This window comes from Micromonospora globispora, assembly GCF_003857015.1.
GTDB classification, from domain to species: Bacteria; Actinomycetota; Actinomycetes; order Mycobacteriales; family Micromonosporaceae; genus Micromonospora; species Micromonospora globispora.
The window spans coordinates 1-9,932 of record NZ_QGGF01000213.1; the positions used below are offsets into that span (position 1 = coordinate 1).

Genomic DNA, 9,932 nt, shown 5'->3' on the forward strand with positions numbered 1-9,932 from the left:
CGAGCAGAACCGGCACCGGCTCTCCAGAGCCGGGAACCGGCGCATCAACCGGGCGCTGCACATCATGGCCATCGCCCAGCTCCGCCGTGACACCGAAGGGCGCCGCTACTACCGGCGCAGACTAACCGCGGGCAAGACCCCGATGGAGGCCCTACGGGCACTGAAGCGGCGGCTGTCCGACATCGTCTACCGGCAGATGGTCGCCGACGCGAAGCTGGTCAAGACGGGTCCGGGAGGACACGCGGGGGCGACTCTAAAATCCAGCGCGGCCGACCTGAACCCCGAGATCGACACTTCGGAAAAGTCACTTCCCGGACCCACCACACCCCAGCCTAGAACAACCCACGCCGCGGCCTCTTGATGGCATGAAGGAGCGGGGCCTCGCTCCTCATGGGTCCCGGGCGGGATGCTCGGGGTGCTCACGTCTCACGACGAAGGAGGCCCCTCATGCAGGCAGAGTACGACGGCCGGCAGATCGTGGGTATCGATCTGCACCGGCGCCGGTCGGTGATCGTGCGGATGACCGAGACGGGCGAGAAACTCGACACGGTGCGCATCGACAATGACCCGGTCGCTCTCGGGCTGGAGATCGCCAAGGCCGGTCCCGACCCGGAGGTGGTCCTGGAGGCCACCTATGGCTGGTACTGGGCGGTGGATGTGCTGACCGCGGTCGGCGCCCGGGTGCATCTGGCGCATCCGTTGGGAGTGAAAGGGTTCGCCTATCGGCGGGTGAAGAACGACGCCCGTGACGCCGCGGACCTGGCGGATCTGCTGCGCATGGGCAGGCTGCCGGAGGCGTATGTGGCCCCGCCGGCCGTGCGCGAGTTGCGGGAGCTGGTGCGGTATCGGGCCAAGCTGGTCGCCTGGCGCAGCGGCCTGAAGGCATCCGTGCACGCGGTGCTGGCCAAACAGGGCGTGCACATCCCTGTCTCGGATCTGTTCGGCGTTGGTGGGCGGGAACTGCTAGCCCGGGCACCGCTGGACGGGGCCTACCGCGGGCGGGTGTCCTCGCTGTGCCGGCTGATCGACGCAGTCGACTTCGAGATCAACGCGGTCGCCGGACCGATCCGGGCCAGACTCTCCCGGCACCCCGGCTACACCGCGATCCAGGCCATCCCCGGCATCGGGCCGGTCCTGGCGGCGGTGTTCGTCGCCGAGATCGGCGAGGTCGACCGGTTCCCCGGCCCGGCGCAGCTGACCTCGTGGGCCGGGCTCACCCCGCGGCACCGCGAGTCGGACCTTGTCGTGCACCGGGGACGGATCACCAAACAAGGCTCCACGCTGGTGCGGTGGGCCGCAGTCGAGGCCGCCCACAGCGTCCCGCACCGCGCCGGCTGGCTGGTCTCCCGACGGGCGGCCATCGCCGAGCGCCGTGGACGCAACATCGCCACCGTCGCGGTGGCCCGCAAGCTGCTCACCCTCGTCTACTACGGCCTGCGCGACGGGCACATCCGCGCCCTCGCACCGGCCACCAGGGCGGCGGCGTGAGCAGGTTCGGACGTGACCGGATGCGAGGTCGTTTTGTGTCTGACCCCCGTCGGCCGACGGCGAGGCCGCCCGCTTGATTGACCCCGTCCGGTCACGGTCGCACACCACCATGCCCCGACTCCCGTGGGCGAATGGATGACCGGCAGCCGAACCCCTCGACCTGGCCCTCCGACATCCGTCGGAACCTGGTGACGCGACCACCCACAACGCCGTCTTCCGGCATCACCAGCATGGCGCGCACGGCGCCGGCGTCAAGGCCAAGCCCCTGCGGGTTGGGCCTACGGCCCAGCCGTTGACCCCGGCACCGCACACACGCCTGCCCGAAACCCATTGCCGGAACCGGAAAAATCAACGTCAGCAGGTCAAAACCCGAGACTTGACCGGCCCCGCTCCTTCATGGATGACACAGAGGGGTGCCTACCTGTTGAGTGCGACGGCCGGGCATATCCACGAAGATGGCCGCGTGAAGGCGATCTACCCAGACAACGGCAATGGCGACCGGGAGGCCCACCCGGAGGCCGTGCCCGGCCTGCGCCCCGAAACTGAAGGTGCCGCCGACGTCACGCCGCTCACGCTTGAAGTCGATGGAGAGATGTTCGCCCTCCGCCGAAACGAGTTCGGTGGCACCGACTACACGTGGCTTAGCGGGCCGAACCCCGGCTACGGATTCGGTATGAGTCCGACCCCGGACCTGTCGCTCGACGAGCACAGGGAGAACATCCGCAACTTCCTGGCCATGGTTGACCCCACCACGGGATACATCGAAGACGACTGAGCAGTAGAACCGTTTGACCTTGCATTCCACTAAGCGCGCACATCGGCACGTCCGCGCGCCGCCACCCGTGGACAACCGGCTGCGTTCCGTGACGCGCGGTCCGCGGCAGAAGCGATCATCGGCCGGCCGGCAGCAGCTTGGCCAGCGCGTTCCGGGTGATGATGCCCACCCGGCTCTTTGGGATCAGCATCGCCGCCGCGAGACGGGCGCCGCGCCCTTGGGGATCGGTCTGACGCCGGTGCTCGGTTTCGTAGCGCCGGAATGCGGCGACATGGTCGCTCTCGGCGAGGGCGACGGCCAGCGTACGGGCGCCGGCGATGGCCATGCTCGAACCGTCGCCGAACAGCGAGACCGAGGCCGCCGCGTCGCCTAGCAACACCACCCGCCCGGCGGACCAAGAGGGCAGCATCACCCTGCTGACCGCGTCGAAGTAGACGTCGTCCGCCCGCTGGGCCCGGGCCAGCAACTCGGGCACCCGCCAGCCACGCTCCCCTGCATACGCCTGGGCGAGGATCCGCCGGTGCTGGGCGGAGTCGCGGTGGTCGAAGCCCGGGATGGCGGGATGCCGGAAGATGAATGCGACCCCCGCTTCGCCGCGGGCCGGATGCATCGCCACGAGCCGGCCCGGCGTGTTGTAGAGCAGCACGTCATGCGGCTCCTCGGGCGGCTCACCGAGCGGTGTGGTGGCCACGTAGATGCCGAAATGACGCACGAAGTCGGCCTCGGGGCCGAAGGCGAGCCGACGCACCGCGGAGTGCAGCCCGTCCGCCCCGACGACCAGATCGAACCGGCGGGCCGGGCCACGCTCAAAGGTGACTTCGACCCCGTCTGCGTGCTGGTCGAGCCGGGTAATGGTGTCGCCATAAATGAACTCGGCGTCGTCGCCGGCCGCCGCGTGCAGAATCCGGGCGAGATCCGCGCGCGGCACCTCAACCTCGGGGGTGCCGGCCGCGCTGCGCTTGGCGGGCATCGACATCCGGCGACTCAGCCGGCCAGATGGGTGGACGAACCGCATGCCGGTCGCCTGGGTGGCCGCCGCGCGCAGGGCGTCGACCACGCCCATCTGCTCGACCACCGGTAGAGCCGGGCCGCGCACATCGACCGGGTTGCCGCTCGAACGCTGCCCGTTCGCCCGCTCGACGACCGTGGGCCGCGAGCCCGCGCGAGCCAGCCAGTAGGCGAGGCTCGAGCCCGCCACGCCGGCTCCGGAGATGAGCACCCTCCGCATGACACCGAGCATAAATGCACTGAATGCATAATTGCAATGGATGCCTTCTGGCATTCCATGCAGTAAGGTGTCTCCATGTCACTTCGCGACCGCAAGCGGGCCCGCACCCGGCAGGCGCTGGTTGACGCCGCCGTTGACTTGATCGAGCGGAAGGGCTACGAGGCGACCACGATCGCCGACATCGCGGCCGCCGCTGAGATCGGCACCCGCACGTTCTTCAGCTACTTCCCGAGCAAAGAGGATGTGCTTTTCCCAGAGACCAACCGCAGGGTGCGCGTCGCGGTCGACGCGATCGCCAGCCGTTCTCCGGATGAGGAGCCCGCCGATGTCTTGCTGCACGCGCTCCGTAAGGCCAACGACGAGAGCGAGGACATGAGCGGCCCGCTCGCCGCCCTGAGGATCCGGCTGACCATGGAGGTGCCGGCGGTCCGCGGCCGCGCCCTACAGCTGCAGTGGGAGAGCCAGCGCGAGATCGCCCGGCACCTGGCTGCGGCCTACCCCGACCGGCTCGACGCGGTGAGCGCCGCCGCCCTGGTCGGCGCCTTCGTCGGCGCGGCTACCGGCGCCCTGAGCACGCTGATGGAGGACCCGGAGCGCCGAGCCGACCCAGCCGCGATCCGCGAGTCATTGCAGAAGGCCACCGACATGGCGCTGCGGCCATGGGGGCGGCAGATCAGACCACAGTAGGTCACTCCACTGGCGGTCTCGACGCCGCAGGCGGGATTTCCTGAGACGTACGGGCAGATGCCGGTGCCGGTGCCGGCCCGGGTTGTCCACATCACTGTGGATGACAGGGGCTGAAGATCGCCTCCTCACCGCCGGAGGCAGCCCGGGTAGTGCACTGTTCTAGTCCTGGGCACTCACCCGGACAGCGCCGGTCGCCGGTGGGGTCACGCTGTCATGGACGCTGGGCTCAGCCGAGCCGCCGCGGACGGCCTGCCCGCGGTCCTAGAGACCAGCAACCCGGCCAACGTCGAGGTGTACCGCCGTGCCGGATGGCAGGTCGTACATACCCTGACCGAGCCCCTGTCCATCTGGGTCATGCAGCAGCAACCGGCCTGACGACCGGCGACGGCTTACATTCGTCCGGGACCCGACGGTCCTGGTGTCAGCACGGCAGGTCGGCCAACGGCGCCAACCAGGTCGATGACATCGGGTAGCGCGCACATCGCGGCAGATCCGGACGTGGAAATAGATCATGATCGTGTTGATATACCGAGGTCTTACGCGCTGTTAAGTCTGGCCTGGTTCAGACTGGCCGGACGTCAAGGACGTGCAGCTACAAGCGCGGTCCCTGGCTTGTTTCACCGCGGTGCGAGTGGTGCGCGGTCGCCCTGGAGGGAGGCCGTCAACTGATCCAAGCCCAGCGAACCCAGCTCCAGGGCGTGACGGTGGAATGCGCGCCGGTCGCCGGGGAAGGACGAGCGGCCGGCCAGCCACACGCGCTCACCCACCTTGTAGGCCAGCGCCTGCCCTGGCCGGCCCAGGTAACGCCCGAGCTCCGCGGAGGCGTACGGCCCCTGGTGACAGCGGTCCCGCAGCAGCTCCAGCGCGGCATCCGGCGTCCACACTGCTCTGTCACCAGAGGGCATCGGCAGTCGCAGGTGCAGGCCGATGTCGAGCACAACCCGTGCCGCCCGCAGGAGCTGCATGTATAGATGTCCCAGTCGAGCACCCGGCTGTTCATAGAGCCCGAGCTCGTCCATGAACCGCTCGGCGTACAGTGCCCAGCCCTCCTGGCTGCCGGAGAGGCCGCCGAGCAGGTTCAGCCGCTGCCCGAGGCCTCCCCGGCAGACCTCGGAGCCGAGGTGGAGGTGGTGGCCGGGGACGCCCTCGTGATAGGCGGTGCTGTAGGCGTACCAGGTGGGGAAACTCGCTGCGTCCTCGGGGAGGGACCACCAGACCCGGCCCGGCCGCGCCAGGTCCCGCGAGGGCCCGATATAGGCAATGCCGGACGACGTGGTCAACCGCGACTCGATACGCCGCAGCGGGGCGGGGATGTCGAAGTACACGCCGTCCAGTCGCTCGATGGCGGCCTCCAACAGCTCCTGCAGCCACGCGGCGAACGCCTCCCTGCTGTGCAGCGTGCCGGGCGCGTCGGGGCTGGCGAGCCAGGAGAGCACCTCTGGCACGCTCCCGCCCAGGGCCTTCGCTTCCGCGATCAGCTCTGCCTCTATCGCTCGGAACTCGTCCCAGCCCCAGTCGTACAGCTCGCGCAGGTCAGGCTGGGCCGCGAGGAAGGTGCGCACCCAGAGCGCGTACCGCTGCTGGCCGAACGCTTCCTCCTCAACGGCCCGCGGTGCTAGGTCCGCGGTCAGCATCTCGGCCAGTTTCTGGTACGCCTCTCGCGCGCCCGTCGCTGCGGCCTGCAACGACGCCCGCTGACGCCCCTCGCCGTAGCGATCCACCAGGGCGACATCGTCGTCGATCCAGTTGCGGCAGCGCTGCGTGACGAGCTCCACTTGACGCCGCGCCGGCAAATTGCCGCGGTCCGCGGCGAGTAAGAGGCTGCGGGCATACCCGTCCAGGGCCGCGGGGATCGCGGCCAGGCGTGCGCCGACACGAGCCCAGCCCTCCTCGAAGGCCGCGCCCTCGGCCCCGCGGCCGGGAACCGCGGCCTCGACAGCCTGGCGGATGAGCTGGAGTGGACCGGTGGCCGCCGCGTGCAGTTCGCGCAGGTCCTCCCCGGCGTCGTGGAAGGCGATACGCGTATGCAGCCGTTCGGCGAGGTGGGCGTGCAGCGGGGTTGCGGCCGGCAGTGCGTCACCAAGATCTCGAGCTCGCGCAGGGCGCGGGCTGCGAGGTCGGCGCGGGCCTGGTGGCCCTCCGGGCCGTAGTCGGTAAGCCCGTCGACATCCTGCTCGCCAGCCTCGACGACCGCTGTGCAGGGGTCGAGGCCGGCCATGTCGCACAGGAGCCAATCCGCGAAGTCCTCGATCATGGGGCAATGCTAGGGCCTTGCGCTAGCTTCCGTGGTGCGAGCCTGCATCGATCGCGGTGAGCGGTTCAGAACCATCTGACAACTTCCCCTCATCGGCAGATCCGGTCACCGGCGCGCGGTCAGCGGCAGATCCGGCAGATCCGGACGTTCGCCTGGGCGTCCGCACCCAATGCCTAGGCCCGTACGATCAGGGCATGCGACTGGTCATTCGTGGGCATCATCTGCCAGGCCGAAATTGCGGTGCCTACGAAGGCATCCATGTCGGGCTGCAGGTTGGCCGTGAGCCGGTAGGGCTTGTCCCCGGAGACGCTGACGGCGCGGAGTGGGTGACCGCGGTGCGCACCGACGACGGCGACTTCCGCGGCCCGGCCGTGCATGGCCGAAAGGGCGAGCGCTTCATCTACCTGACGTGGGGAACCGTCACCGATGGATCGTTCAGCATGTTCAGGCGCGCGAAGCTCATGCTGGGCGACCTTCCCGTGGGCGCGGAGGAGGTCACAGTCGACATCGACCTCACGGACGAGGCAGGCATGCCTCGTTGCGCGCGCCTAGATGCGCCTGCGGTGCGCATAGGGTGATACGCCATGCGCGCGCAGCGCGGCGCGCGCCACTCGTGGCAGATCCGTGCACCTGTGAAGCTTGCAGAGCCAGGAACTGGAAGGTCTCGAGTCTTCGTCTTGCTCGCGACGAACGGCGTGTGCCTGGCAGATCTGGTGCCGTGGAGTGATCGGAGAGAATGCCCGCGTGGAATCCAAAACGTTGCACTGGGCGTCGCGCCGCTACCTGACGGCGCGATATGAGGAGCTGCGGAGGGAGTACAGCCAGCTGCCCAACGATGGCCGCCAAGCCGATGGGTACCACTACACCACCGAAGCGAAGCGGATTTTTCCTCGTTACAACGCCGTGGAAGCCATCCTCGTAGAGGTTGAGCGGCTCGATCCGGACCGGCTTCCGGGCGTTGACGTAGTCACCAACACGCTACTCGCGGCTGCCGAGAGTGCGGACTCCCCGTTCACCAAGTCACCGGACGACGAGATCGAGGCACACGCCATCGTCGATGAGCGCCGGCTGTTCGCTGCAAACGTGCAGCGTTGGGGAGCGCAGCCCAACCTCCGCACCGATCCGGTCCCGTACCGACGCGTGCTGGCGCCTGAGGAATCATCAGCCTGGCGCACGTCGCTGCAGCGGCGATGGGGTGTGCAGGACGGCCGGTGGTACCCATTACTGAGCAGCTCGGTTCCGCAAGACGTCCTGGTGCTGACCGGAGAATCGATGTGGGAGGACGACGGCGTTGACCAGGTCCGCCGGGTGCTGCGAGACCTGCGCCGCCCGCGTGTAGTCGAGTTGCGCGAGTACGGCGCCGATTACCTACTGGATGTCGAGATCTTCGCCCCGAGGTACACCGGGCCCGAAGGTCTTTGGAGCGACGAGCATCACGACTGGATCGCCTACGCATCCCACGAGGGAACCGTGGCTTTCGGCGGCGCGCTCTCCGCCGGTCTCGCAACAACCTGGTCTGAGATCCACAGTTGGCGATGGCCCGGATGGCAAGAACTCGGCCACGGGTGACCCACGTCATCTTGCATGAAGCCACGAAACGCACTCATCTCGGCAGAGTCGGACGTTTCGAGAGCATGGTCGAACGCGTGCATCGCGGCCATGAGCGAATGACCGCCGATGCCGGTCGTGCGGTCACGGAGGCGCTGAGCCTGCCTGCCGACGGGGGCTTTCGAAGTCGACGGCGAGCGTGCACGTTGCGCCGATGAGTCGAGAGGATCAGGCCTCGGCCGCCTCATTCGGCGGCCGAGTAGTGGTATCGGCGCAATTGCTGTTGCTGGCGGTGTGCCTGGTCGGCAGCTTCGGTGTGCTGCTAATGGCCGCGCTGCACACCGACGATCTCCCGGCTGTGCTGGACCCGGGGCTGGAACGGTTGGGCGACCCGAAGGACTCGCTTCCGCCAGCCGGCCCGGACTCGTTGTGGAACCCGCTGGTGTGGGTGTTCGAGATCAGTCGGGTGGTGGCGATGTTCGTCTACCCGGTCGCGTTCGTGGCCTTGGTTCTCGGGGTGCCATCCCTTGTCCGCACCTGGCGGATCGGCGACCGGAAGGGGTTCGGCTGGCTCATGATCGGCACGGGGATGTGGTTCGCGCTGGCGGTGCTCGCCCTGACTCCGTACGGCACGCAACTACACGGCTGGTTGCTCGACTGAGCCTGCCAGCCCTCCGGGATCGGATCATCGCTCGCCCTCAACCGTGCGTCGGCACGAGCGGGCGCACGGTCTGCGGCATTTGAGTGCGCGACCGAACGCGCGTGCCGCGGCAGATCAGTGCGCCCACTGAGAGAATCTGGAACGCTGACGCGGTGACCCTCTCCTCGATCGAGATCTCGCACGACGTCGAGGCCATTCAGGTGCCGCAGTTGATGGACCTGTTCGCCTCGGCATGGTGGGCGACCCGGCGCACGGAGAGCGAGACCCGCGGAATACTCGCCGGATCTGATGTCGTGGTGACGGCGATCGACCGAGCATCCGGCGACTGGTCGGCTTTGCCCGGGTGCTGACGGACGCGACGTACCTGGCCATCATTCTGGACGTCATCGTGGCACCCGCGGTTCGCGGTACGGGCGTAGGCGCGATGATCATAGACGCTGCTCTCGGGCATCCCCGGGTTGCTGACGTCAAGAGCATCGAGCTGGTATGCCAGCCCGACCTGATCGCGTTCTACCGACGGTGGGGCTTCACCGATCAGGTCGGCCAGTCCCGGCTCATGCGCAGAAGCGCCGACCCGTCGCTCATCGGTGAGTCTTGACCACACCCGCGCTCAGCCTCCCGTCGACGTTCTGACGTCGGCACGACAGGGCGGCTCAAGCGCGATCAGCGGTGGTGAGGTGAGGCATCTGCAACGATCCGCAGGCGATCCTGCAGCAGGGTACGGTCGTGGAATGCGTCTCCCTACCGCAGCGACCACCGCGGGCTCCCTCATCGGCGGATGGCAGCTCGCCCGCCGGACCGGTAACCGTCCCCTCGGCGGCGTGGTCCTTGCGGCGGGCGGTGTGCTAGCGGGATGCGAGTGGGCCCGGCGGACGAATCCGGCCGTGACCGCAGGCCTGGTCGCGGCCTACATCGGGGCCTTCGGCCTGTCGCATCCGCTGGCGAAGCGCATCGGTGCCTGGCCCGCCGTGCTGGCCGTCTCGGCGCTCACCGCGGCCGCCTCGTACGCCGTAGCAGACCGACGCGCTCCGCGCTAAGCACCACCCGGGGCCCCTCCCGATGAGCCTCACACCTCAGTGGCGACGGCGGCCCGCGAACGTCCGAGCTTCGGCACCCCCCCTGCCAGCCTCTCCCGCGCGCCCATCATCCACCGGTAGCGCGCGGATCGCGGCTACTTAGAGACTTCCTGCAGGATCGATGTCCGGCCAGACTCGGTCCAGGTGCTCGGCGAGACGCTCCCACATTGCGGCTGCCCACCGGTGTCATTGGTGTGGCTCTCTCATGGCCTGCG

General features: G+C 68.5%; 12 protein-coding genes and 1 pseudogene. 11 read left to right on the forward strand and 2 right to left on the reverse strand.

Features of this window, described 5'->3' with window-relative positions; all coding sequences use genetic code 11:
* From DKL51_RS08790 to DKL51_RS08800, 3 genes are all read left to right on the forward strand, one after another.
* The coding region (locus tag DKL51_RS08790) for a transposase (RefSeq protein WP_148097753.1) at window positions 1-361 on the forward strand (361 nt) is incomplete at its 5' end.
* A gap of 86 nt (window positions 362-447) precedes the next feature.
* Window positions 448-1,488 carry an IS110 family RNA-guided transposase gene (locus DKL51_RS08795; RefSeq protein ID WP_109964801.1) on the forward strand — a complete coding sequence of 347 codons (1,041 nt, stop codon included), beginning with the start codon at window positions 448-450 and terminating at the stop codon, window positions 1,486-1,488.
* Window positions 1,489-1,951: 463 nt separating this feature from the next.
* Window positions 1,952-2,263 (forward strand): hypothetical protein, encoded by a 312-nt coding sequence (locus DKL51_RS08800; RefSeq protein WP_109964809.1) that lies wholly within the window; start codon window positions 1,952-1,954, stop codon window positions 2,261-2,263.
* 115 nt (window positions 2,264-2,378) lie between these two features.
* Here the strand turns inward: DKL51_RS08800 and DKL51_RS08805 are convergent, their stop codons facing one another.
* Window positions 2,379-3,545 carry an FAD-dependent monooxygenase gene (locus DKL51_RS08805; RefSeq protein ID WP_260428431.1) on the reverse strand — a complete coding sequence of 389 codons (1,167 nt, stop codon included), beginning with the start codon at window positions 3,543-3,545 and terminating at the stop codon, window positions 2,379-2,381.
* A gap of 21 nt (window positions 3,546-3,566) precedes the next feature.
* Here DKL51_RS08805 and DKL51_RS08810 point away from each other — a divergent pair, with 21 nt between their 5' ends.
* The gene (locus DKL51_RS08810) at window positions 3,567-4,178 is read left to right on the forward strand and encodes a TetR family transcriptional regulator (RefSeq protein WP_109964802.1); all 612 of its coding nucleotides are present in this window, start codon (window positions 3,567-3,569) and stop codon (window positions 4,176-4,178) included.
* A 162-nt stretch (window positions 4,179-4,340) separates the two neighbouring features.
* Window positions 4,341-4,553 (forward strand): annotated as a pseudogene (locus DKL51_RS08815) (GNAT family N-acetyltransferase); the annotation flags it as partial.
* A gap of 242 nt (window positions 4,554-4,795) precedes the next feature.
* On the opposite strand, the gene DKL51_RS08820 reads toward DKL51_RS08815, so the two are convergent.
* Complete coding sequence (locus DKL51_RS08820; RefSeq protein WP_243420591.1) at window positions 4,796-6,403, reverse strand: DUF885 domain-containing protein; 1,608 nt, start codon at window positions 6,401-6,403, stop codon at window positions 4,796-4,798.
* 223 nt (window positions 6,404-6,626) lie between these two features.
* On the opposite strand from DKL51_RS08820, the gene DKL51_RS08825 reads away from it, so the two are divergent.
* The 6 genes from DKL51_RS08825 (at window position 6,627) to DKL51_RS36215 (ending at window position 9,678) form a co-directional block, all read left to right on the forward strand.
* A complete protein-coding gene (locus tag DKL51_RS08825) occupies window positions 6,627-7,010 on the forward strand; it encodes a DUF5990 family protein (RefSeq protein ID WP_109964803.1) in 384 nt (127 codons plus the stop codon).
* A 166-nt stretch (window positions 7,011-7,176) separates the two neighbouring features.
* A complete protein-coding gene (locus tag DKL51_RS08830; RefSeq protein WP_109964804.1) occupies window positions 7,177-8,001 on the forward strand; it encodes a hypothetical protein in 825 nt (274 codons plus the stop codon).
* A gap of 193 nt (window positions 8,002-8,194) precedes the next feature.
* Entirely contained in the window at window positions 8,195-8,641 is a 447-nt protein-coding gene (locus DKL51_RS08835) for a hypothetical protein (RefSeq protein ID WP_123809631.1), read from the forward strand.
* Window positions 8,642-8,742: 101 nt separating this feature from the next.
* On the forward strand, window positions 8,743-8,991 hold the full coding sequence (locus DKL51_RS08840; protein WP_109964806.1) for a hypothetical protein: 249 nt from the start codon (window positions 8,743-8,745) through the stop codon (window positions 8,989-8,991).
* On the forward strand, window positions 8,985-9,239 hold the full coding sequence (locus DKL51_RS08845; RefSeq protein WP_165824271.1) for a GNAT family N-acetyltransferase: 255 nt from the start codon (window positions 8,985-8,987) through the stop codon (window positions 9,237-9,239). The genes DKL51_RS08840 and DKL51_RS08845 overlap by 7 nt, the downstream gene beginning before the upstream one ends.
* 286 nt (window positions 9,240-9,525) lie before the next feature.
* Window positions 9,526-9,678 (forward strand): hypothetical protein, encoded by a 153-nt coding sequence (locus DKL51_RS36215; protein ID WP_243420592.1) that lies wholly within the window; start codon window positions 9,526-9,528, stop codon window positions 9,676-9,678.
* Window positions 9,679-9,932: the final 254 nt, after the last annotated feature.

Bases quoted from the DNA above. Each gene is read 5' to 3' on its own strand.
- DKL51_RS08835 (WP_123809631.1), top strand. From the start codon at position 8,195: ATGAGTCGAGAGGATCAGGCCTCGGCCGCCTCATTCGGCGGCCGAGTA.
- DKL51_RS08810 (WP_109964802.1), top strand. From the start codon at position 3,567: ATGTCACTTCGCGACCGCAAGCGGGCCCGCACCCGGCAGGCGCTGGTT.
- DKL51_RS08805 (WP_260428431.1), bottom strand. From the start codon at position 3,545: ATGCCAGAAGGCATCCATTGCAATTATGCATTCAGTGCATTTATGCTC.
- DKL51_RS08795 (WP_109964801.1), top strand. From the start codon at position 448: ATGCAGGCAGAGTACGACGGCCGGCAGATCGTGGGTATCGATCTGCAC.
- DKL51_RS08825 (WP_109964803.1), top strand. From the start codon at position 6,627: ATGCGACTGGTCATTCGTGGGCATCATCTGCCAGGCCGAAATTGCGGT.